Consider the following 22,447-nt stretch of genomic DNA (forward strand, 5'->3'; position numbering starts at 1 on the left):
TGCTTTACACCGCAATTTTTTTGTTTTTATCTGAAGCGCGATCGCCAAATTCTTTGATATTCAGTATCGTTTAAGCCGCCAGAAGTATTGAAATTATTAGCTTGAATCGTTTGATTAATAGCATTAATGCGATCGCCTGTAGCAGGGTGGGTACTTAAAAAGGCGGGAGCATTACCACTATTAGAACTACTTGCCAACTTTTGCATAAACGCAGGCATTGCTCTCGCCGCAAAACCTGCTCTGGTGATATTTACTAAGCCTCGGCGATCGGCATCAAATTCAGCCTCGCGGCTATTGGGTAAACGCAAAGCCAAATTTACGCCAATATTCACTAATTGGTCATCCGCAACCCCAGCAATGGTAGCGACTCCTTGGGCGATCGCCATTTGTTTCATCTGCTCAAGGGCATGACGACCTGCAATATGTCCCATCTCATGACCGATTACACTTGCTAACTGTGCCACATTATCGGAAGCGGCGATCGTGCCAGTATTAATGTAAACAAAGCCCCCCATGGTAGCGAAAGCGTTCAGATTATTATCATCTACAACTTGAAAAGTATAGGGAATATTAGGGCGATCGCTACTTGCTACTAGCATTTGTCCTAAACGCTTTACGAGAGCATTTGCCGACCGATCTTGACTAATCCTCACTTCTTGCTTAATTTGGGCATCAATTTGCCTGCCTAATTGAATTTCATCATCGTCACCAATACTTGAAAGTTGGATAATTTGCACTGCTGAGGGCAAAATCCGAAATAGATCAGACAAATCTAGAGCTTTCGCAATATAAGGATTGAGGAAAAGGGCAAGTGATAAAGACATCAATAACACAAGGGCAAATTTCCCATAATGACGAAATTTTTGTCTGATTAAGCTTGATAATTTTGCGATCGATACTTTCATAATTAACAATGACCTCAACCCTTACTTAACTTATTTTATCGTGGCTTTCCTACCATCCTTAGTAGACGAAAAAAACAAGCAAAAGTTGCCGACTCCTTTCCTAAGTGATGTTAAGTAGAAGTTTGTAAAGCCCTCACTCCTCTCCTGCGGGAGAGGGGTGAGGGCTTTACTTAACATCAGTTCCTAACTCTAAATAATACTAATTTACGAAAGCGTAGCCATTTCTTTGCTCAGCGAAAAGAGAAAGTCGATGCTTCGCCTCGACCTTCTCTTTTCGCTGATCTGGGTAAATAGATGGAAGGGAGGAAAAGAATCTGAAACCATCAAAATTGGGGAGACCACTAAAAACAGATTTTTGGGAAGTGCTGAATGGAATTTTTACATGACCAAGAGTAGTGGAGAGAACTGTTTCGTTGCACTTGGAAGGAGAAAACCCCGACGATTTTGGTTTATAGTCCATCAATTTTTGTCATTTCCTAGCCACAGTGACTCGTCAAGCACTTTTTCGGCAAGCAACTATAAATCGCAAACCTCTGCTAAGATCTAAACCTGATAGTATCTGCTCCCAGTTTTTGATACTGTTGCTAATTTATTTTTTCTGTCTCTGATCCGTCTGACACCAATTTCAATAAAGGCAATGCCATTATTGAAGCTTTAAAATCCCACTGGGTAAGGTTTTAGATTCTTAGAAATATTGTGAAATGTCTAGGAATTGGTATGACTACAAACTGCTTCGCTAACAGCGACAGACCGAACCAAAAATTTGGAGTTTTATGTCTTTTTCTGCTCTAGGCTTGTCCGATCAAATTGTCCGCGCCGTCACGGCACGCGGCTACACCAAGCCCACTCCCATTCAATCGCAAGCGATTCCCGTTGTGCTTTCAGGTCAAGACCTCTTAGCAGGCGCTCAAACAGGCACTGGCAAAACCGCAGGATTTACCTTGCCAATTTTGCATTTGCTTTCTAATAAAGTAGTCAAGCGATCGCCTACAGGCAAAATCCCCATTCGTGCCTTAATCCTCACCCCCACTCGCGAACTAGCTGCCCAAGTCGAAGAAAGTGTACGGATGTATGGCAGACATTTACCACTGCAATCGATGGTGATCTATGGCGGCGTGAATATCAATCCCCAAATTAATCGTCTGAGAGGTGGTGTGGAAATCTTGGTCGCCACCCCCGGACGCTTGCTCGACCATGTACAGCAAGGCAGATTAGATTTAAGCAAGGTGGAAATCTTGGTATTAGATGAAGCCGATCGCATGTTAGATATGGGCTTCATCCGCGATATTAGAAAAATCTTGGCGCTCTTACCAAAGCAACGCCAAAATCTTCTCTTCTCCGCGACTTTCTCCAATGAGATCAAATCCTTTGCGAGTACCTTGCTTAATCAGCCCGTATTAGTCGAAGTTGCTAGCCAAAATGCCACTTCTGATTTGGTAACTCAAAGAATTTTCCCTGTCGATCGCGATCGCAAGCGTGACTTACTCACGCATTTGATCAAAACCCATAACTGGTATCAGGTCTTGGTATTTACTCGTACTAAGCATGGAGCTGATCGCTTAGTTAAGCAACTCCATCAAGATGACATCGTAGCGATGGCAATTCATGGCAATAAAAGCCAAGCGGCAAGGACTCGCGCCCTCGGTAAGTTCAAAGATGGCAGTTTGCAAGTCCTCGTGGCGACCGATATCGCAGCAAGGGGCTTAGACATTAGCGAACTTCCCCATGTGGTGAACTACGAGTTACCAAATGTGCCAGAGGACTATGTGCATCGCATTGGGCGGACGGGGCGTGCTGGCTCTGTGGGTGAAGCAATTTCATTGGTATGTGTGGATGAGCGTAAGTTCCTCTCTGACATCGAGAAGCTAATCAAGCGATCGCTGCCACAGGAAATTATTGAAGGATTTGAGCCAGATCCTCGAGCAAAGCCTGAACCCATCCAAGTAGGAAGGCAAGCCAAGCATCAGCCTCGCCGAGGTCAAAGAGATAATGCGATCGCCAAACCATCATCGCCATCTCCTAGCAAGTCCCCTGCTAAACCCCAGAGAAGGCAATCTGTAGCGATAGCCCATTCCTAAAGTTAAAGCAATTTTTTAAAAGTGTTGCTTGGCAACACTTTTAAAAAATTGCTTTCTTAATTCTCGATCAAACCCAGAAAATTTTGAAAGCGTTGCTTTGCAACGCTTTCAAAATTTTCTGGGTTTGGGTTTGAGCGCAAAGCGCTGTATGATGCTCAGAGTGCGTTTAGGTTAAAGAAAAGTCCGTGTTAGACATTAAGCTCGTACGATCGCAGCCCGAACAGGTACAAGCTCGCCTCAACAGTCGAGGTAAAGGTTACGACATTAGTAGATTAGTCGAACTAGAGCAAGAAGTTCGTGCATTAGAAACTCAGCGATCGCATTTACAAGCCGAAAGCAATGACATCGGCAAGCAAGTGGGTATCAAAATGAAAGCGGGTGCGCCTGCCGCCGAAATTGAAGCACTCAAAGCGCGATCGCCCGAAATCAAACAACAACTCGCCGAGCTAGAACCCAAGGAAAAAGCATTGCGTGAAGAAAGCAATGCCATCTTGATGACCTTGCCCAATTTGCCCAGTGAAACCACCCCCATCGGCACCAATGAAGATGAAAATGTGGAAGTGCGTCGCTGGGGTGATGAATATAAAACTAGCCGTACGGACATCTTGCCCCATTGGGAAATTGGCGAAAAGCTAGGCATTCTCAATTTTGAACGCGCTGTTAAAATTGCCCAAACTCGCTTTGTCAATCTCATTGGTGCAGGAGCCGCCCTCGAACGCGCTTTGATTCAGTTCATGCTGAATACTCACACCGCCAATGGCTACACCGAAATTGCGCCACCATTGCTTGTCAATACCGCCAGCCTGACAGGCACAGGTCAGTTACCCAAGTTTGCTGAAGATCTCTTCAAATGCGCTGAAGATGATCTATGGTTGATTCCCACTGCGGAAGTTCCCGTTACAAACCTCTATCGCGATGAGATTTTAGATAGCGAAAATCTGCCTATTCATCACTGTGCCTATACTCCGTGCTTCCGTCGCGAAGCAGGAAGCTATGGACGCGATACGAGGGGCTTAATTCGGTTACACCAGTTCAACAAAGTGGAACTAGTCAAATTTGTACTTCCCGAAAACTCCGCCGAGGAGCATGAAAAATTAGTCCGTAATGCCGAATCGATTCTCCAAGCCTTAAAGCTTCCCTATCGAGTAATGGAGCTTTGCACAGGCGATATCGGCTTCAGTGCCGCGAAATGCTATGACCTCGAAGTATGGCTACCAGCGGCAAATACCTATCGCGAAATTTCTAGCTGTTCTAATTTCCTCGATTTCCAAGCTCGACGTGCCAATATTCGCTTTAAAAGCAAAGGCAAAAAGGGAACAGAATTTTTGCATACTCTCAATGGGTCAGGGCTAGCGGTAGGGCGGACAATGACTGCAATTCTAGAGAATTATCAGCAACCTGACGGACGTATCTTAATTCCTGAAGTGTTACAACCTCTACTCAATCGAGAATACCTCTAGAAGAATTACGTGCTTCTTCTAGAAAACTAATACGAGACACCACTATGGCAACGATCCACCGACTGCATCCCGAAAATCCTCAAGCACGCACGATCGCTCAAATTGTGAATGCTTTACGCGGTGGCGCGATCATGCTCTATCCGACGGATACAGTCTATGCGATCGGTTGCGATTTAATGTCCAAGTCAGCCGTGGAGCGCGTTCGTAAACTCAAACAGATGTCGAACGATAAGCCCCTGACATTTTTATGTTCCTCGCTTTCCAATATTGCCGAATATGCGATCGTCTCTAATGCCAACTATCGCACCATGAAAAGTCTGGTTCCTGGCCCCTATACCTTCATTTTGCCAGCCACAAAACTTGTGCCTAAATTGGTGTTAAATCCTAAACGTAAAACCACAGGGATTCGGATTCCTGATCATGGTGTATCTCAAACTATTATCGAAGCATTGGGGAATCCAATTATTTCTACATCCGCCAACTTAACCGAAGATGATATCGATGAAGAGGATTTTGCTCATCAATCCAAAAATACGAAGCAGGGGAATGTGTGCGAACTGCCAAAGATAGAACTATTCGATCGCTTTTCTAAGTTAGTAGATTTCATAGTGGATGATGGCTCTGATCATAGTTACAAAGTCTCCACAATTCTCGATTTAACCGATGATTTAAATCCAATAGTCTTACGTCAAGGTTTAGGTGTAGCTCCTTTTTAAAAAGATATAAAGATGTTGATTTTGCCTATGGCAAAATCAACATCTTTATATCTCAAAGCTTTAAGCATTTTGTCTATCTCAGGCGGAAGTAAAAGTTTGCTATGCTCAAATAGGTCATGCCCTAAAACTTTTTAGGCAAATTTCATATATTATATTAAAATATTTTTGATAAACATAAATTCGATATGACTCATTTTCCGATTGTTGAATATGACCAAGTGACTGATCCTAAAGTCAAAGAGGTCTATGATCAAATTTTGTCAGAACTAGGATTTGGCATTATTCCTAATATCTTCAAGTCAATGGCAATTAATCCTGATATCCTCGAAGCGAACTGGAAAAAATTTCGATCAACGATCCTCCAAGGTGATGTGCCGCGTACCCTTAAAGAAATGGTGGGGGTTGCCATTTCTCAGGCTAATAATAGCGTCTATGCGCTCAAAGTCCATTTACACGGACTATCAGCCTTAGGTATGAGTGAAGAAATTTTATCTACTTTAGTCTCTAACTTTGATGCTTGCCCATTACCAGAGCGAGAGAAGGCAGTAATTCAGTTTGGTCTATTAGCAGGGACAAATCCTCTTGCCCTTAATGAATCCCATTACCAAAAATTACAATCCTTTGGATTAGACGACTCAGAGATTTTTGAGATTGTGGCGGCCGCCGATTTATTCTCTAGCGTAAATCGCTATACCGATGCGATCGCCCTTGAAATTGACGCTTTATAGCGATTTTCAAACAAGTACATAGATAAGGTGGCGCTTTGCGCCACCTTATCTATCTCAACAGGTAGCACAAAGGAAAACATCTTTGGCAATGGATTCTTCGCCGAATTTCTCAAATGGAAAAGAACTTGAAAACTTAGATCGAGAAGAACTTCTAGTAACAGCCCGTAGTCTTCTGGCCGAAGCTCAAGCCCTTTCCGTGCGAATTGCTGCTGTTAATGAAGTCGCAACAGCGATTAATCGTTCGCTTAACCTTGACGAAATATTGCGTGTTGTCGGTAAACAAGCGAAGTGGTTACTCGACTTTGAACATTTAAGTGTTTATCTTCTCAGAGCCAATTCGGGTAGATTTATTAAACTAATTGGAAGTTCAGTCGAGTTTAATGAATTACTCATTGCTAACAATAATAGTTTTCATAAAGCTCTAACAACTGGTCAAGCCCAGCTAGTCAAACAGACTTCTCCCAGCGATTTTTTAAGTCAATATACCTCTCAAATTATTTTACCGCTCGAGAGTTCCAAAAAAATTCTGGGAGTTATTCTTTTTGGCTCTACTCAGTCACAGGCTTACAATCAAGAAGATCTTCGTATTGGCTATTTACTAGCTTTACAGCTATCATCAGCAATTCGTAATGCTAATTCTTTTGAAGATTTAAACTTGCTCTATTCAGAAATCGAGAAAGAGAAAATCAAGTCCGATAATCTTTTGCTGAATATTTTGCCTGCCCAAATTGCCAATGAACTAAAGTCTACGGGTAGAGTCAAGCCTGTTTATCATCCTTCTGCAACTATTCTATTTACTGATTTTAAGAATTTTTCTAGAATATCCAAATCAATGACTCCTGAGCGTTTAGTGGCGGAGCTAGATTATTGCTTTTCGTACTTCGATCGCATTATCGAACGCTATGGCTTAGAGAAGCTCAAAACGATTGGAGATAGCTATATGTGCTGTGGTGGCATTCCTAAGCCTAATCTTACCCATCCTCTAGATGTAGTTCTGGCGGCGTTGCAAATTCAAAAGTTTATGGAATTACGCAAACAAAAAAAACTCCAGCAAAATCTTCCCTATTGGGATACTCGGATTGGTATTCATTCTGGGGAGTTGCTAAGTGGAGTGATTGGCAAAAAAAAGTTTGTCTATGATGTGTGGGGAGATACAGTTAATCTCGCCTCAAGAATCGAATCGTCGGGGGTGGCTGGTCGGATTAATATTTCCCAAGCCACCTATGAGTTAATTCGAGATTCCTTTGATGTGGAACATCGAGGCAAGATTTTAGTGAAAAATATGGGATCAGTCGATATGTATTTAATTAAAGGGATAAAGGAATAAAATAGGCAAGCGTTCATTGCACAAACGCTGGCTTCTAGCTTTGGAAATAGAAATATGCGTACTCTCCGAAAATTACCGATATTGTCACTAGCTCTAGTATTAATTGGATTCATTGCCTATGGATGGCTATTGTCTATCCATAAAGCTGATTGGCGCATCTGGATTCCTGCGGGCGCGATCGCCTTTGGGATAGATTGGATTTTTTCGTTGGGATGGGTAGTTGCGGCTATAGCCTTTGTGTTCTTTTCTAAGGAACAGTTTGTCTTGTCGTTGGGAATTAGCGTGATTTGGGCGATGCTTATGTATGTTGCCAGAAATGAGCTTCGTGCTTTTATGAACAACAAGGGTTGGAATTTTTTTGTACTCGCTTTAATTGCAGGAACAGGCTTAGGTTTAGGCTGGTTTACAGATACATTGCCTGCTATTCGTAGTTTTGGAGCATCTTTAATTAAATAAAAGAAAAGGGATTGCAATGCAATCCCTTTTCTTTTATGGCTTTAGTCCAGATAAATACCTAAAAAATCTTAGCGATTTTTTAGGTATTTATCTGGGTTGAAGAAAGCTTAGCTAGCACAGTCAAATAACTTGCTTAACTGCGCTTTTTCGCTAGGGTTCTCAATTCCTGCGGCTATTTCCTTAGCGGTGTCAGGCTGACCGATCGCCCAATAGGTGCTGCTAATATCCGAAAAAGCTCTTGAGCGAATATTTACATCGGTAAGATTTTTGGCTAGCGCCAGACTATCGGTCAAAATGGCAGTAACTTTGTCCGTAAAGCCAAACTCGCCATAGACACTTGCCATATTATTTAAAGCAAACAAGCGATCGATAGGTTGAGGTAAATTTTGAGCCAGAGTCAAAGCCTGATCCCACACCTTACTAGCCTGTTCCGAAGCTTTGATGTTTTGGTATTGACGACCAATTTCGAGCAATAAGGTAAACACATCAATTGAAGGCGGCACATTGGTTAAACCCGCTAAGCTTTGGTCAAATAATTTAAGAGCTTCATCAGCTTTTTTAGCCTTAGCATAGGCAATGCCTACATTAGCAGTACCCACACTCTTCTCCACTGAGTCATCCTTCAAGTTGCCAATCACTTCGATCGCTTTGTCATATTGCTTAGACACAATATATTGATTGGCTACGAGAAAGAGCGATCGCGTTTTCAGGGATTCCCCATTCACATTTGCGGCTTGCTCGACTAACTTGGGATCTGGTGCAGATTTTTTCGCTTTTTCATCTTTAGGTTCAATTGCTTTACCTACTTTAGCCTTCGCGACTTTAGGATCTTTTTTAGCTGCTTCCTTTGCGCTGGCGATCGCATTATCGCGAATTGCATCAAATTCTTGGAAAACTGCGGCGAGAGAGGCAACGGATTTGGAATGATTTCCCGCTTGGGCATAGCTACCCGCAATCTCCACTCTAGCCCGAGCCTTGGTATTAGGATCTTCAATCATGGGTAGTAATTCCGAAGCAGCCGAAATGGAAGCTTCCGAGTTAAAGTCATCGCCAATTTCCGTGTAAACATTGGCGATCGCCGAAAAAGCGCGGGATCTCACATAGGGATCAAACACTTCAGGGGTAGATTTGGTAGCAGTTTGGAGGAGGTTGGTTGCCTTGTCTTTTTTACCTGCTTCTCCATAAGCTTGAGCGAGTTTGATATCCGCAAATACTTTATCTAAGGGATCAGTCAACAATTGACTACTGACAACAGCTTGATCGAGGGTTTCCACCGCTAATTTTGATTGCTCAGCTTTGGTCAAGCGCTGAGCCGTATCTAAAAGAGCAAAGGTTTTGAGGGGAGGAGCCGCGATCGCGTTAGCTGCCGTAATACTTTTTTCTAAGACCTTTTTGGCTTGCTCGAAGCTCTGCGATTCTACATATTTGCTAGCAATTTCGCTAAAGGCGGCAACTTTAGCTTCTGGCGAGTTTCCTTCATCCGCGAGTGACACATAGCACTGAAGTGGGATTCCCTGAAATTTTGCATCTTTGGCATTTTTAGGGCTAGCTGCCCATACTGCACTGGTTGTTGTCAGGTTGACCAGCACAGCCAAACAACCAGCCAGTAATCTCAGCCATATTTTTCGCATAATTAATTCTGTCCTTGCGCGGATTTTTGCGTGAAATGTCCTTTGGATTCTACCCAATTCCTAGCCGAACAAATCCCAAATTTTTTAGTATTTATTCAAAATCCAAACAAGAGTGTCGGGGCAAAGCCCCGACACTCTTGTTTGAACTTTAAAGCCACCCCTAATTTTGAATTGTGACGCATAACCCCAGAGAATAAGGCACAGGCTGAGGTTTTTCCTCATTCTTCAGGGTTGCCCAATCGCGATAATCAGTATGTCAAAAGGCAGAAAATATAAAGAAAGATTGCGAAAGCGCTTAAAATTTGTTACATTTCTCAATGTAAGCTAACTAATCTACAGGTAACTCGATTATGTCTGACGAAAACCGTAATGTATGGAACTGGGGTTTTACTTCTGGTGCAGAAAACTGGAATGGTCGTTTAGCAATGATTGGCTTTGTATCTGCGATCGCGATCGAATTGATTAGCGGACAAGGCGTACTGCACTTCTGGGGCATTATTTAATATTTCCTAATAAAAAAGGGAGGTATCGAAAATCGATACCTCCCTTTTTTATTAGGAAATATAGCCCTAGTCATTTGTATTAGGACAAATTAAAACCCAAATATTGAGAGGCGGCGCTTCGCGCCGCCTCTCAATATTTGGGTTTTATAGCTGGCTACAGAAATAAATAAGCATTGCTCAGCAATGCTTATTTATTTCTACTCCGCAGCTACCGCTACAGGAGCTTCAGCATCAGGAATTTCTTCAATGCTGGCTTCTTCAACAGCTTCTGGCTCAAGCTTGACCGTCAAATAACGAATTACGTCATCACCAAGACGCATTGTTTTTTCTAAGCTTTCAATGGTCTTAGGAGTTGCGGTGTAATTAACTTGAATGTAGATACCTTCGCGATGACCCTTGATGTCATAGGCTAATCTACGTCTACCACGGTGTTGAATCGTGATATCTTCAGCTTCTTGTTGAGCTAAGAAGTCTTGATATTTAGCGATCGCTGCATCAGCGTCCTGATCAGGAAGGTCAGGACGCAGAATATACATGGTTTCGTACAAACGCTTAACAGTCATTAAATTCTTTCCTTACGGGCTACAAATGGCTTCTGTAAAATTTAATTTAGAAGCAAGGATTTACTATTGTACTGTGTAAAGGTAACTAAGAAATTATAAAAAATGCTGAATTTCTCATATCACAGCAAAAACATTGCATGATGAGAGTAATTGGCTTCTGATGACCTAGTTATGGCTATAGTCACTTGCTTGAAACCCAAGAAACTAGTGGCGGCGCTTCGCGCCGCCACTAGTTTCTTGGGTTTTGTGTCCTAACAAGACTGGCTATAGCTATAATTCAGGATCAAGGAAATAAATATCGTAAAAGTTAAGATAATATCTTCACTACTCCTAAAAATCCTTTATAATTACAACTAAATCAGAAATCTAACTTACTATTTGTCGCCATTTCTGAATTTTCAGTAAAAAAGCAAAAAACAAACCCATGGCTGTAACAACTAAAATATTAGCCAATATCTTAATTGTAGAAGATGAGCTTGTTACAGCTAACGCGCTTTCAGACGTTTTAACAGATTTGGGTTACCAAGTTCTCGAAATAGTTGATAGCAGCAACGACGCGATCGCAGCTATCCATCGCCAAATCCCTGACCTCATTTTGATGGATATTAAACTGAGGGGTCTAGATAATGGCATCACCGCAGTTCACGAAATTCATAAAATATCTCCCATTCCCGTTATCTATTTAACTGCTTTTAGCGATCCTGAGACTTTAGAAAAAGTAACTGCAACTTCACCCTATGGATATCTGACCAAGCCACTCAGATATGCTGAAGTAGATATGGCAATTATGCTTTCTCTTCAGAAGCATCAAACAGAGAAAATCCTCCAAGAAGCATTAGAGAAAGAAAAAGAATTACATTTACTAAAATCTCGCCTTCTGGCGATGGCTTCCCATGAGTTCTCTACACCCATGTCTGTAATCAGATTATTGATATGGAAACTCCAAAACTTTGAAGAGCAGCTAACTAAAGAAACTCGTGCCAAAAATCTAGCTTCGATTCAATCAGCTATTAAAGATATCAACTGGTTGTTAGAAGAAATTAGGTTAATCTCCTGCTCTGAATCAGGCAAGTTCCCCTTTAATCCTGAACCCTTAGATGCGATCGCCTATTGTCATCAACTAATCGATAGTTTCCAGACTTCCGATTCTCCCCGTAAGTGTCGCATTCAGTTTAATAGTCATGGGAAATGCCAAAAGTTAAAAATTGACAAAAAATTACTATGGCATATTGTGATGAATCTATTGTCAAATGCTATTAAATATTCCTATGAAGGTGGAACGGTAGATATTGACATTACCTGCAATAAAGAAGAACTGACTCTCCAAGTTTGCGATCACGGTATCGGAATTCCCAATGAATACTTAAATAATCTCTTTCTTCCATTCTTGCGTGCAGAGAACGTTGGTAATGCCAAGGGTTTAGGAATGGGTTTGTATATTGCGAAGCAAGCAATAGAAGCTCATAATGGCAAGATCGCTGTAGAAAGCGAAGTAAATATGGGTACTAAGTTTACGGTCATTTTACCCTCAGCTAATGAATAATTAGGTGCGCCGATCTACTTATCCCAAAGCCCAAAAGTGTGACACACTTTTGGGCTTTAAAAAGCAAACCTAGTAAGGTTTTTTAAATGAAGAAATGGCTACGCCATTCCTTCTTATTTAGCGATCGCTGGCGGCATAATTACTTTCGTCGCTAAACCTAAAGCCCTAAGTACTTGAATCGCCCACCAAGTAACATCAATTTCCCACCAACGCCACCCCGCCTTTGCCACATGGGGATAGGCGTGGTGATTATTATGCCAACCCTCGCCATAGGTAACGATCGCTGCCCACCAGAGATTACGCGAATTATCATTTGTCTCGAAAGTACGATAGCCCCACATATGCGTGACCGAATTGATAAACCAAGTGCTATGCCATAACAGAACCGATCTTAAGCACATTCCCCAAATGATATAAGTCCAGCCGCCTAGCAAGTACAAACCAATTCCTAGAGGAATTTGTAAAAGTAGATAATACTTATCTAGCAATAGATAGAAGCGATCGCGAGACATCTCAGGCGCATATTTACGATACTTCTCTGGCACAAAAAAGTCATCACTAGGATAAATCATCCATAACAAATGACTCCACCAAAAGCCTCTCCGTGCCGAATAGGGATCTTTTTCCACATCCTCAGTATGGGCATGATGTAAGCGATGTCCCGCCACCCAAAAGATTGGTCCCCCCTGCAAGGCGGTCGCACCAATTAAGGCGATCGCATATTCTAGCCATTTAGGAACTTGAAAACTGCGATGGCTCAGCAATCGGTGATAGCCCAAGCAAATCCCAATACTTCCTAAAAACCAATGCAATAAAATCATCACTCCTAATGCTGACCATGTGAAGAACCACGGAGCTAATAAAGCTAAACCATGCACAATTGTGAAGAAAATCACCGAAGCCCAGCTTAATTTCATGGGTTGAGGCTGGCGATCGGGATAGAGAGGATCTATGTCTGAAAATAATCTTGTCATGGTTTATGAATATGGTACTGATGAATGGAATTTATAAAGACTGAAGCCTAAATTAGACATGGCAAATTAGTTGAAAGCTTCAATTGGCATAGCTTTCAAAAAATTATTGATTTTTATTTCAGGGCAAAATCACCTAAAGGATTTTATAAACCCGACGAAATATAATGATGCTTCCTCACTGGAGAGGAATTTTAGGTATTCTCTAAAATGGCTTTATCAAAGCCTTGCCAAGCACTACAAGCTTTCTTAAACTCATGGCTAGCATCATCAGTATTTACAGTGCAGGATTCACTAGGACTAGAGCATTCTTGACATTCAATATTTTGGTGACAATGATTAACTAAGGGAAGGAGTTCGTCACGTAATATTTGCAATTGTTGAATGGTTTCTTCAATCGATCTTGCTTTGCTCAGAAGGCAATCATGGACTGTTTTACAAGTTGGAGATTTCCCATCTTTAGCTGCCAAAATCTCTCTAATGTCGTCAAGACTCAGCCCCATCGCCTTTGTATGGGTAATAAAAGATAAGCGATCTATATCCTCTTGACTAAACAGACGATAGCCCGACTCAGTTCTATGAGGGGGCGGAATTAGTCCAATCCTTTCATAGAAATAAAGTGTTTGAGGATTTAGCCCTAATTTACGCGAGACTTCACCAACTTGCAGCATTGCCATCTTTGTGTTTACATCCAACGCTTACAAGCTTAAGCTTTATACCCTAGTATAAGGTCAAGCCTCTGGGCAAAGCTTAAGCTTTAAGATCAATATCTAAAATTAAAAAGAGTTAAGCTACATTGCAGCGTAACCTACTCTTTTACCGCCCAAGGATTAGTGTGGCGGCGCGAAGTGCCTCAACACTATGCTTGTTTTAAGAACTAGAGGCTTGGCTACTTTCAGCGATCGAGAAACCGAAAGTGGTATTTTAAGAAATCTGTCTTGATACTTTGTTGTTGTTTTGTTGTTGTAATGTCTAAAAATTATAAGATTACGCTCCTTCCGGGCGATGGCATTGGGCCAGAAATCATGAAAGTAGCCGTAGCAGTACTGCAAGCGATCGCCCCTAAATTTAATATTACCTTTGCCTTTGAAACCGCTTTAGTCGGTGGCGCAGCGATCGATGCGACGGGGCATCCTTTGCCCGATGAAACTTTGCAATTATGTAAAAGTAGTGATGCCGTATTGCTAGCGGCGGTGGGCGGCGAAAAGTGGGACACGATGCCATCTAATTTGCGTCCTGAACAAGCATTATTAGGCTTGCGTGGCGGCATGGAGCTATTTGCAAATCTGCGTCCTGCTCAGATTTTGCCACAATTAATTGATGCTTCTACCTTAAAGAGGGAAGTTGTCGAAGGCGTAGATATTTTAGTGGTGCGCGAACTGACGGGCGGTATTTACTTTGGGAAGCCAAAGGGAATTGTTACGGACGAAAATGGGGTGCGTCGTGGCTTCAATACGATGGTTTATACGGAGCCAGAAATCGATCGCATTGCCAGAGTTGGCTTTGAAGCCGCCCAAAAACGTCGTGGTTCCGTCTGCTCCGTGGATAAGTCTAATGTGTTGGAAGTTTCGCAACTATGGCGCGATCGCGTAACGAGTATTTCGAGCGAATATCCCGATGTGAAGCTATCGCATATGTATGTGGACAATGCGGCGATGCAGATTATTCGCAATCCCAAACAGTTTGATGTAATTCTGACGAGCAATCTCTTTGGCGATATTCTCTCCGATGCGGCGGCGATGCTGACAGGTAGCATTGGCATGTTGCCCTCCGCGAGTCTGGGAGTTACAGGAACGCCGGGAGTATTTGAGCCTGTGCATGGTTCGGCTCCAGATATTGCTGGCAAAGACTTGGCGAATCCTTTGGCTCAAGTTCTCAGTGCAGCGATGATGTTGCGCTATGCCTTTAATGAACAAGAAGCTGCCACCGCGATCGAGGCGGCTGTAAATAAAGTTCTCGATTCTGGCAAACGTACTGGCGACATCATGGCGGATGGATGCGAAAGATTAGGATGTGTAGCAATGGGAGAAGCTTTGCTCGCCGCCATTTAATCTAAACAAAGTAGCGGCGCTTCGCGCCGCTACTTTGTTTAAGGAGAAGGTAGCAGCAAACTTTGTTCGATCGCTTGTCTAACTGGTTGACGTACATAGCAATCGCTTTCGAGACATTCCACTAAAAGACGATTTGCATCACAGTATTGACGCAATATATCTAATTGCGAACTAGTAAGATTCCAGTCTTGACCAATATTGCGATGGGCGATCGCTTGTTGCCGTAAGTTATTAGCCCACTCTTGCCACTTGCTATCACTATCCGCATCATCGGGACAGGTATTGATCAATTCGACTAAAGCCTTTGCCAAACTCAGATCAGGCATTTCCTGCGCGTATTCCAGCGCAAGGCTCAGATCTAGTTCTAGATCGAGTCTGAGGTCTTCACCATCCTTAGTTTCTAAGGCACGGGCAAGATCGAAAGCTAGTTCCAAATTAAGATTGCGATTTTGACAAAGATCGAGATCGAGGGCAAGGATACGGGCTAGGACATTGGCTAAATTCATCGGAGAGCTTTGAGCGATCGCCCGTCCAAGGGTCAAATAAAAAGCCCGCACCGAGCGGATGCGATCGCCTACTTGAATGGATTCAGCTTTGAGCTTTACCCATTGCAAGAGAGTTTGTAATGGTAAATCGCTAGCCAATAGGCGATCGCACTGCTCTTTCATCGCTTGCAACAGATCATCAGCAGAGCGCAACATTCCCACCGCAAGGCGCAATACATCATGCCAACGGTGATCGGCAACTCTCCCAGCCAGCCAAGTTATCGTGTCAGGATTCCCGTTATACACCAATTCCCGCGCTGCTAAATACTCCTGAAAAGTTAAATGGGAAAAGGAATAAATACCCTTAGCTCGTTCCACAAATAAACCATGTTGTGACTCGATCGCCTTAATAATCGACTCACTATCAAGCTGCAAAGCCTCCTCATCGGTATGGGCTTTGGGCAAATTACGAATGTAATCCGTAATGTAACGTTCTAAATCCATTTGCCGAAAGAAGTAATCTCCCCGATTGAAGGTCATATAGGCAACCTGTGCAAGTAGATCTTCCTTCCGTTGCATCGATAGATTTTTATAAATTTGATGACGCTCAATATTGCGCTTGGCATCCCATTTTTTGAGCAATACATCCAATCCTTCGCGATATAGTTCCGAGCGATTATTCGGGAAGTCCCCATATTCATCAAAAACCAGACAGAGCAGGGTGAGCAATAAGGGATTGGTCGCTAATTCTTGAATCGGACGATTATCTTCTACTTTTCGCAAGAAAAGCTCAATATGTCGGGAGTTACCCACAAACCAACGTTGGGCAAAGTGCGAAATCTGCAATGATTGAAAATTGGCAACTTCTACTTCCGTAAACTTCTCAAAGACGTATTCCTGCGCTCCCAATCGACTGGTAATCACAAAGCGATTGGTATAGTACTGCTCTGAGAAATTTCGCAAGTCTTCGAGGACACGATGCAAATCATCCTCTCGCACTTCATCCAGTCCATCCAGAAAGAGAATTGCTCTCCCCTGTTGCAAAAGTTGTTTAACTATTTGCTCATCACCAACGTTGTAGGTGCGAAAATCCTGAGCAATATAATCCAAAATTTTAGGCTGGGATTCGGAACCCGCATATTGACGCAGGGTTACAAAAATCGGTACTAAATCGCTAAAAATATCGCCTTGTGAGCATTTAAGGGCGGTATATTTGAGCAAAGTCGTCTTGCCGGCTCCCGGTTTTCCTAAGAGCATTAATTTGCGATAGCGGGTTAGAGCTTCCATACTAGAAACGCGCCCTTCATCGATCGCGGACATTCCTAAGCGATCGCGCCCATGATAGGTTGCTAAAAGCTCCGCAATACCTAAGCGGCGGCGACTCGTAATTTTTTCTAAGACATCGGTTCCTGTGTAAATATCCTCTAAATTGATTGGGTGCGACATATCCAAAACCCGCATCGTGGCGCAGCGCTCTTGAATAATTTGCCGACTCCGATAACGGAGTTGCTGGACTAATTCCTCAATATCAATATCTAGAGCCAAGGTCGAGCCAGCACTTTTGTGACCATTAGCGGTTTCAGTTACAGCATTAGAAGATGAAGTTTCTGCATCAAGGTAATTTTGCAAAATATGCAGCAAGCGATTATTTTTGCCCGGTCCCTTGCCACTAATGTCAAATTTGCGATAAATCTCCCCCATCCGCTTGCGATAGGCTTCTTCGGAAATTCCTAAAAAACTAGCAACTTCGCGATCTTCCCGATTTTCCCCAAATCTTAATAAAAATACACTTTCCTGATCCGCCGAAAGCTGATGAATTTGCGCCATTCTCGTCAGAAATTTTTGGGGAAACATAGTCTAATTAAGATGTTTAAGCAAGCCTGTAGGTTTAACTTATCATCATATAGCTAGTCAGCAAAGAGAGGCGGGGCGCAATTCTCTTGAAAAGAAAGCTTGTCATCTTTGATTTAGTAAAGATGGCGATCGCACCAAGCCTCAATATCGCTAAGCAAGCGATCGCCAATTTCCCAAGGCAATAAATGAGCCGTATGGGGATAGCAAATAAATTCACAGTTTGGTAACAAATCCGCCGTCTCAGCAGTCGCCGCCGCCGTAATATGTCGATCCTGCTCACCTGCGATCACCAAACAAGGAACTTGAATTTGCTTTAAATCGCCTGTGCGATCGTAGCCCTGTCGCAAAGCTTGATTAAGTGCCGCCTGTGCATAGCGCGAAGTCTGGAGATAAGCCCTAGCACCCATAGTAGAAATGCGATCGTAGGCAGTTATTGAATGTTGTTGGATTAAATAGCCAATCAGCGATCGCTTCCCAAATAAATTCATCGGCAAATAGCGTAGCCTCATCAAAAAATTGAAAAAAAATGGATGTAGAGATGAATTAGATAAATCTTTAAAAAAAATCTGAAAGATTTTAGATGTGACGCAATGCAAGCCAACCGCCATTAATAAATTGCTATATTCCCACCAAGCAATTTTTGGCAAACTGCTCCGAGGCTTTGCCGCCGTAGCAATTAAGATTAATCCCGCAATTTTGGGTTTGTCTTGATTTGGTGACTCATAAGCACTCCCAACAGACAAAGCCCTCAGCGCCAACTCAATCGCCAAAATCCCTCCCAAAGACCAACCCAGAATCAGATATTCCGATTGGTGATCGCAAAGCAGCAAGTCCCAGAGATCCTGTATGTGATCTAACATTGTAAAAGGCAAAATTGCTTTACAATTTCCATAACCACGCAAATCTGGAGCGATCGCGTCTATGCCTCGATCCTGAAAATGTCTTACAAACATCTGCATTGCCTCGCTATTTCCGGGATGACCGTGCAAGCAGAGAACTTTTAATACGCGATCGCTACTCATCACCACCACAATTGCTCCAAATCAAGTCTTAACTACCTTAACTTGGCAATGACGCAGATTCCCCAAGAGAATGATGCTTCCGATTTCCCAGCAGATAAGGGCGGTAACAAACCGAACAGTATTGTCCCTATCGGCGAAATAATCCCGCACTTAACGCAGCCTAGTTTGATGGTAATGCTGCGCCTACTCATGAATCAAACAGGCATAGCCTATGTTGACACCCCTCACCTGAGTTGGAAAATCTTTATTCATGGCGGCAGCATCGCCTTTATTGAAGATCAAAGCGAATTTTTATCCACCTTAACGCGCAAGCTCAAAATCCAAAAGATCCAACCCACACCAACGGTTTTACAGAAAATTAGCCAAAATGGGCTAAGCAGTCTCGACACCTTTCGTCTCGTTAGCGAAATCTATACCCAAGATCGAGATGGTTGCCTCAATGTCTTTAAAGAAATTCTCTTTGAAAACCTTTTAGCAATTACCTTAGAAAAAAAGTTTTCACTCCTCTGGAAACCACTGCCCCTTGATACCAAAATTATTCTGCCCATCTGGCAAATAAACGATCTTGAAAAAGCGATCGCCAAAGTCGTAGAGCAATGGCGTAGTTTCAGCTATGTCCGTCACCCCTATCAAACTGTCCAAATCCTAGACACGGAATGCGGCATTGCTCAAGTGCCATTATTTACCAAGGTAACTAATGGCAAATATCGCATTAGTGAAATAGCCGATCGCTTTCAGCAACATATCACTCGCACCGCCCTCAAATTGGATAAGCTCGCAGAAAGTCGGACAATTGCGATTTTACCTCTACCTACGCGATCACCCGAAACCATCAACCAAAATGATCCCGTCCCTTTATCTACCCAGCCTCGAGTGATGATTGTGGATGATTCACCCGTCTTGCTCAAGCAATTCGGCAACTTATTAACTAATTGGGGATATCAACTTAGTCTGGTGGATGATTCAGCTAATGCCACAAAACAAATGCTTAGCGAAAAGCCAAGTATTGTTTTTATGGATATTAATATGCCACACTTAAACGGCTTTGATTTAATCAAACAAATTCGCCGTCAGTCATCCTTAGCCAATGTGCCTTTAGTATTGGTAACATCCGAGAACACCATTACCAATAACTTCCGCGCCAAGTGGGCAAATTGTCGATTTCTTAGCAAACCCAGAACTTCCAATGACATACCAGAATTTCGTGAGCAAGTACGGGCAATTTTGCGCGAATTTGCGCCTATCTGATATTTATATAAAGCCTTACAATTATAGCTGTGGTCACTTGCATTAGGACAAATCAAAACCCAAGAAGCGAGTTGTGGCGCTTCGCACTGCCACTCGTCTTCTGGTTTTGTGTCCTCCCAAGAATGGCAACAACTATCAATAAAATAACTAAATCAGCCCAACCAATTTTTAGTGATGGTTCTATTGCCTTCAAAAAATTATGGGTATCAACCATACGACAAAGCGCCACAAGCCATAAAATGGCTGAAGCAATGTCAAGGGATCGCCAAAGTTAAAGTTTGAATAATGTATCTGAGACAACCAATCGGAACTGTCACAGGTTGCTACGATCTACTTGAGGTGATCCGTTTTTGTAATATCTCTTCTGTCCAAGCGCCCTCAGCCAAAAACATGATTGCTATGACAGGTTCCTTGCCTAACTCAGACCTCGTGTCTAACAACTTGACAGACGGACAGGTAGTGAGGAATGCCACATTACACATCCTACTGGCAGCTATGCGTGTCATGAGCCGCTCTACAGGAGTAATCCAAGTAGAGACTAAATACCACCGATGGAAATTATTACTTGCGGGAGGAGGCTTAGTTCTAGCAGAAGAAGAAGGGCATGTCATACCCACATTAGTTCGCAAATACGCTAATAAGGGGATTAGTTTTTCGCGTATTCCTGAATGGGAACAAAGACAAACTAACCGTCCTTACTGCTACCCATTTGTGAGTAATGTTTATAAAAAACATCCTGAAATCACTAAAGAAGTTTTAAAGGAAATTATCCAAGAAAACTTTTTATCTTTGCATTTAGAAGGTGATTTTTCTTTTGTGTGGCAACCTGCTAATGACTTACCCGTTAATCTTCCTGTATGGCAGCTATCGGTCGTAGAAAATGCGATCGCTAACGAAGTAAGACAATGGCAAAAATTTGAATGTGTCAAACATCCTTTTCAGCTAGTCCAACTAGTTGATGCTGCTAACTTACTCGCTAGGGTTGGCAATGATAATTTTCCACTTTTTGCAAAGGTGACAACGGGGCAAGATCGTATTTGCTCAATTGCCGATACTTTTAAGCAGCCAATTTATCGCACAGCTTTGTTGTTAGATAAATTAGCTCAAAAAAATATTGTGTCAATTGTGCCATTACAAGAACGAAAAACAGATCCAGAAATCGGGTTTCGTTCGCCACCAACCTCTCCTCCAAAAAATAATAAAGACGAACCGAGAGTTTTCATTGTCGATGACTCCCCTGTATTGCTTCAACAAATGCAGCGCTTGCTAATTAGTTGGGGATATCAGGTGGATTTCACCGAAAACGCCGAAGAAGCTACCGACAAGATTTTGGAATATAAACCCACTGTGGTGTTTATTGATATCAATATGCCGAGCTTGAATGGGTTTGATTTGATCAAACAAATTCGTCGTCAACGGGATCTATCTACTCTGTCTTTAGTATTAGTTACGGCGGAAAATAGTATGACCAATAACTTTAGAGCAAGATGGGCAAATTGTCGTTTTCTGGCTAAGCCAAGGTCATCTGCTGACACACCTAAATTTCGCGACGAATTGCGTAATTTATTAAGGGAGCTTGCACCTTTATCAACTGATACATTAGTTTAGAGTAAAAGTATAAAATTTTACGGCAAGGCAATTCTGTCTTAAATTAAAATTTTTAAGTCACCTAGACAATTCAAGTCAATCAATAATGTTGGGGTTTACATTAGATTTCCAAAGTAACAAGCAATTACTAGTCAAATAACAATCAAATAACATTGTAAATAAAGGTTGCTAATCAACTTTGACAAAAGTAATAACAGTAATAACGAAACATCTAAACATTGCTAAAAACTAGATTTTCTCATTTGTAATCATTCAAATAACTACACCAAATAAGTCACTAACACCCAATCTGAAATAGAAACTATGAGCGAGCGTTTTTTAGTAATTGATGATTCAGCAACCCAAAGACATCTACTAAGTTCTTTTTTACAAGATTTAGGGCATACAGTGGATCTATGCGAATCAACTACAGGCGCTTTAGACAAGATTATTAGTAACCGTTATGCTGCGATCTTTTTAGATATTGTCCTGCCCGATCAAGATGGCTATAAATTTCTGCGTGAGTTGCGATCGCATCATCAAGTAGATGATCAGTATGTGATTTTGTGTTCTACTAAAAGTACCAAACTGGAGATTGACTACGGCATTAAGCGAGCTAAGGCAAACGACTATCTCACCAAACCAATTAGCCGAGATTCCCTAACGCAAGTCTTGAACAAATTGCCTCAACAAGTAAAATGAAATCTTCCGAAGTTAGTCTAGGCGATATTACTGAAAATTGGCAGGATCAATTAATTGCACCTAGCAACCGATACATTGTGGCTAAGATTGGCGATCGCCTCGTGACTTTTCCCGATGTATTGGTGTCGGAGATCATGATTTTGGGGCGCAACGTCATCCTGGCTTTGCCATTTTATGAAAATGCGATCGTGGGGGTTGTGCATCATCAGGCTACTTTGATGCCTTTATTATTGTTGCGATTAATTATGGGGGAGCAAAGGGCTTTGCTCACCGAGTCTCTCACCGTGGTGCGGTTAAGCAAAATTGCGGAAAATTTGAATTATAAGCATCTAGCAGGCATCGGACTAATCGTGGATCGGGTAATCGGCAGCCTTACGACCGAAGAGCATCAGTATATAGGTCTACATCCATCTGAGTCTCTAGAACCATCGGACTTAATTGGAAATAATTCAAAAAAAATCAACCAAACAGTAGCGAATATTCAGGAGACCGAGTATACTCCCATTGAAATTATCCTCTCGCGTACTCCTACTCATATTTGGCAACCACTACGTTGGTTGAATGATTCGGGTAAGCATAGCGTAGGATAATGCTCACAAAATATCCGCTCCTTTCCC

20 protein-coding genes are annotated in these 22,447 nt (G+C 42.3%); 13 read left to right on the forward strand and 7 right to left on the reverse strand.

Annotated features, from left to right (window positions below):
• Positions 1-26: 26 nt before the first annotated feature.
• The gene (locus H6F42_RS14395) at positions 27-905 is read right to left on the reverse strand and encodes a M48 family metallopeptidase (protein WP_190400058.1); all 879 of its coding nucleotides are present in this window, start codon (positions 903-905) and stop codon (positions 27-29) included.
• Positions 906-1,678: 773 nt separating this feature from the next.
• Here H6F42_RS14395 and H6F42_RS14400 point away from each other — a divergent pair.
• From H6F42_RS14400 to H6F42_RS14425, 6 genes are all read left to right on the forward strand, one after another.
• Positions 1,679-2,983, forward strand: a complete 1,305-nt coding sequence (locus H6F42_RS14400) for a DEAD/DEAH box helicase (protein WP_190400059.1) — start codon at positions 1,679-1,681, stop codon at positions 2,981-2,983.
• Between the two features lie 185 nt (positions 2,984-3,168).
• Positions 3,169-4,443 (forward strand): serine--tRNA ligase, encoded by a 1,275-nt coding sequence (serS, locus tag H6F42_RS14405; protein WP_190400060.1) that lies wholly within the window; start codon positions 3,169-3,171, stop codon positions 4,441-4,443.
• A 44-nt stretch (positions 4,444-4,487) separates the two neighbouring features.
• Complete coding sequence (locus tag H6F42_RS14410; protein WP_190400061.1) at positions 4,488-5,159, forward strand: L-threonylcarbamoyladenylate synthase; 672 nt, start codon at positions 4,488-4,490, stop codon at positions 5,157-5,159.
• A gap of 185 nt (positions 5,160-5,344) precedes the next feature.
• Positions 5,345-5,887 carry a peroxidase-related enzyme gene (locus H6F42_RS14415; RefSeq protein WP_190400062.1) on the forward strand — a complete coding sequence of 181 codons (543 nt, stop codon included), beginning with the start codon at positions 5,345-5,347 and terminating at the stop codon, positions 5,885-5,887.
• Positions 5,888-5,975: 88 nt separating this feature from the next.
• Positions 5,976-7,214, forward strand: a complete 1,239-nt coding sequence (locus tag H6F42_RS14420) for an adenylate/guanylate cyclase domain-containing protein (protein WP_190400207.1) — start codon at positions 5,976-5,978, stop codon at positions 7,212-7,214.
• 54 nt (positions 7,215-7,268) lie between these two features.
• The gene (locus H6F42_RS14425; RefSeq protein WP_190400063.1) at positions 7,269-7,670 is read left to right on the forward strand and encodes a hypothetical protein; all 402 of its coding nucleotides are present in this window, start codon (positions 7,269-7,271) and stop codon (positions 7,668-7,670) included.
• A 107-nt stretch (positions 7,671-7,777) separates the two neighbouring features.
• Here H6F42_RS14425 and H6F42_RS14430 read toward each other — a convergent pair whose 3' ends face one another.
• Complete coding sequence (locus H6F42_RS14430) at positions 7,778-9,301, reverse strand: hypothetical protein (RefSeq protein ID WP_190400064.1); 1,524 nt, start codon at positions 9,299-9,301, stop codon at positions 7,778-7,780.
• A gap of 350 nt (positions 9,302-9,651) precedes the next feature.
• On the opposite strand from H6F42_RS14430, the gene H6F42_RS14435 reads away from it, so the two are divergent.
• Entirely contained in the window at positions 9,652-9,804 is a 153-nt protein-coding gene (locus H6F42_RS14435) for a chlorophyll A-B binding protein (RefSeq protein WP_190400065.1), read from the forward strand.
• A 197-nt stretch (positions 9,805-10,001) separates the two neighbouring features.
• Here H6F42_RS14435 and rpsF read toward each other — a convergent pair whose 3' ends face one another.
• Positions 10,002-10,367, reverse strand: a complete 366-nt coding sequence (rpsF, locus tag H6F42_RS14440) for a 30S ribosomal protein S6 (protein ID WP_190400066.1) — start codon at positions 10,365-10,367, stop codon at positions 10,002-10,004.
• Positions 10,368-10,791: 424 nt separating this feature from the next.
• Between rpsF and H6F42_RS14445 the strand changes: the two genes are divergently transcribed.
• The gene (locus tag H6F42_RS14445) at positions 10,792-11,910 is read left to right on the forward strand and encodes an ATP-binding protein (protein ID WP_190400067.1); all 1,119 of its coding nucleotides are present in this window, start codon (positions 10,792-10,794) and stop codon (positions 11,908-11,910) included.
• Positions 11,911-12,023: 113 nt separating this feature from the next.
• Here H6F42_RS14445 and H6F42_RS14450 read toward each other — a convergent pair whose 3' ends face one another.
• Together H6F42_RS14450 and H6F42_RS14455 are read right to left on the reverse strand one after the other, a co-directional pair.
• Positions 12,024-12,827: a fatty acid desaturase gene (locus H6F42_RS14450; protein ID WP_242018464.1), complete on the reverse strand. Its 804-nt coding sequence runs from the start codon at positions 12,825-12,827 to the stop codon at positions 12,024-12,026.
• Between the two features lie 248 nt (positions 12,828-13,075).
• Positions 13,076-13,558, reverse strand: coding sequence for a heavy metal-responsive transcriptional regulator (locus H6F42_RS14455; RefSeq protein ID WP_242018451.1), 483 nt, complete (start codon positions 13,556-13,558; stop codon positions 13,076-13,078).
• Positions 13,559-13,849: 291 nt separating this feature from the next.
• Between H6F42_RS14455 and leuB the strand changes: the two genes are divergently transcribed.
• Positions 13,850-14,932, forward strand: a complete 1,083-nt coding sequence (gene leuB / locus H6F42_RS14460; RefSeq protein WP_190400069.1) for a 3-isopropylmalate dehydrogenase — start codon at positions 13,850-13,852, stop codon at positions 14,930-14,932.
• 38 nt (positions 14,933-14,970) lie between these two features.
• On the opposite strand, the gene H6F42_RS14465 is transcribed toward leuB, so the two are convergent.
• Both H6F42_RS14465 and H6F42_RS14470 read right to left on the reverse strand, forming a co-directional pair.
• Positions 14,971-17,244, reverse strand: a complete 2,274-nt coding sequence (locus tag H6F42_RS14465; RefSeq protein WP_242018452.1) for an NACHT domain-containing protein — start codon at positions 17,242-17,244, stop codon at positions 14,971-14,973.
• A 140-nt stretch (positions 17,245-17,384) separates the two neighbouring features.
• A complete protein-coding gene (locus H6F42_RS14470) occupies positions 17,385-18,293 on the reverse strand; it encodes an alpha/beta hydrolase (protein WP_190400071.1) in 909 nt (302 codons plus the stop codon).
• A 48-nt stretch (positions 18,294-18,341) separates the two neighbouring features.
• Between H6F42_RS14470 and H6F42_RS14475 the strand changes: the two genes are divergently transcribed.
• The 4 genes from H6F42_RS14475 to H6F42_RS14490 all read left to right on the forward strand — a co-directional run bounded on the left by H6F42_RS14475 (position 18,342) and on the right by H6F42_RS14490 (position 22,420).
• Complete coding sequence (locus H6F42_RS14475; protein ID WP_190400072.1) at positions 18,342-19,541, forward strand: response regulator; 1,200 nt, start codon at positions 18,342-18,344, stop codon at positions 19,539-19,541.
• Between the two features lie 285 nt (positions 19,542-19,826).
• Positions 19,827-21,149, forward strand: a complete 1,323-nt coding sequence (locus H6F42_RS14480; protein WP_242018453.1) for a response regulator — start codon at positions 19,827-19,829, stop codon at positions 21,147-21,149.
• Positions 21,150-21,452: 303 nt separating this feature from the next.
• On the forward strand, positions 21,453-21,830 hold the full coding sequence (locus H6F42_RS14485) for a response regulator (protein ID WP_190400073.1): 378 nt from the start codon (positions 21,453-21,455) through the stop codon (positions 21,828-21,830).
• Positions 21,827-22,420: a hypothetical protein gene (locus tag H6F42_RS14490; protein ID WP_190400074.1), complete on the forward strand. Its 594-nt coding sequence runs from the start codon at positions 21,827-21,829 to the stop codon at positions 22,418-22,420. The genes H6F42_RS14485 and H6F42_RS14490 overlap by 4 nt, the downstream gene beginning before the upstream one ends.
• The last annotated feature ends 27 nt before the right edge of the window (positions 22,421-22,447 follow it).

The sequence above is a fragment of the Pseudanabaena sp. FACHB-1998 genome (assembly GCF_014696355.1).
Lineage (GTDB): Bacteria > Cyanobacteriota > Cyanobacteriia > Pseudanabaenales > Pseudanabaenaceae > Pseudanabaena.

Bases quoted from the DNA above. Each gene is read 5' to 3' on its own strand.
- rpsF (WP_190400066.1), bottom strand. From the start codon at position 10,367: ATGACTGTTAAGCGTTTGTACGAAACCATGTATATTCTGCGTCCTGAC.
- H6F42_RS14425 (WP_190400063.1), top strand. From the start codon at position 7,269: ATGCGTACTCTCCGAAAATTACCGATATTGTCACTAGCTCTAGTATTA.
- H6F42_RS14420 (WP_190400207.1), top strand. From the start codon at position 5,976: ATGGATTCTTCGCCGAATTTCTCAAATGGAAAAGAACTTGAAAACTTA.
- H6F42_RS14485 (WP_190400073.1), top strand. From the start codon at position 21,453: ATGAGCGAGCGTTTTTTAGTAATTGATGATTCAGCAACCCAAAGACAT.
- leuB (WP_190400069.1), top strand. From the start codon at position 13,850: ATGTCTAAAAATTATAAGATTACGCTCCTTCCGGGCGATGGCATTGGG.
- H6F42_RS14490 (WP_190400074.1), top strand. From the start codon at position 21,827: ATGAAATCTTCCGAAGTTAGTCTAGGCGATATTACTGAAAATTGGCAG.
- H6F42_RS14395 (WP_190400058.1), bottom strand. From the start codon at position 905: ATGAAAGTATCGATCGCAAAATTATCAAGCTTAATCAGACAAAAATTT.
- H6F42_RS14430 (WP_190400064.1), bottom strand. From the start codon at position 9,301: ATGCGAAAAATATGGCTGAGATTACTGGCTGGTTGTTTGGCTGTGCTG.
- H6F42_RS14410 (WP_190400061.1), top strand. From the start codon at position 4,488: ATGGCAACGATCCACCGACTGCATCCCGAAAATCCTCAAGCACGCACG.
- H6F42_RS14435 (WP_190400065.1), top strand. From the start codon at position 9,652: ATGTCTGACGAAAACCGTAATGTATGGAACTGGGGTTTTACTTCTGGT.
- H6F42_RS14445 (WP_190400067.1), top strand. From the start codon at position 10,792: ATGGCTGTAACAACTAAAATATTAGCCAATATCTTAATTGTAGAAGAT.
- H6F42_RS14400 (WP_190400059.1), top strand. From the start codon at position 1,679: ATGTCTTTTTCTGCTCTAGGCTTGTCCGATCAAATTGTCCGCGCCGTC.
- H6F42_RS14475 (WP_190400072.1), top strand. From the start codon at position 18,342: ATGACGCAGATTCCCCAAGAGAATGATGCTTCCGATTTCCCAGCAGAT.
- H6F42_RS14415 (WP_190400062.1), top strand. From the start codon at position 5,345: ATGACTCATTTTCCGATTGTTGAATATGACCAAGTGACTGATCCTAAA.
- H6F42_RS14470 (WP_190400071.1), bottom strand. From the start codon at position 18,293: ATGAGTAGCGATCGCGTATTAAAAGTTCTCTGCTTGCACGGTCATCCC.
- H6F42_RS14455 (WP_242018451.1), bottom strand. From the start codon at position 13,558: ATGGCAATGCTGCAAGTTGGTGAAGTCTCGCGTAAATTAGGGCTAAAT.
- H6F42_RS14450 (WP_242018464.1), bottom strand. From the start codon at position 12,827: ATGAAATTAAGCTGGGCTTCGGTGATTTTCTTCACAATTGTGCATGGT.
- H6F42_RS14480 (WP_242018453.1), top strand. From the start codon at position 19,827: ATGTATCTGAGACAACCAATCGGAACTGTCACAGGTTGCTACGATCTA.
- H6F42_RS14465 (WP_242018452.1), bottom strand. From the start codon at position 17,244: ATGGCGCAAATTCATCAGCTTTCGGCGGATCAGGAAAGTGTATTTTTA.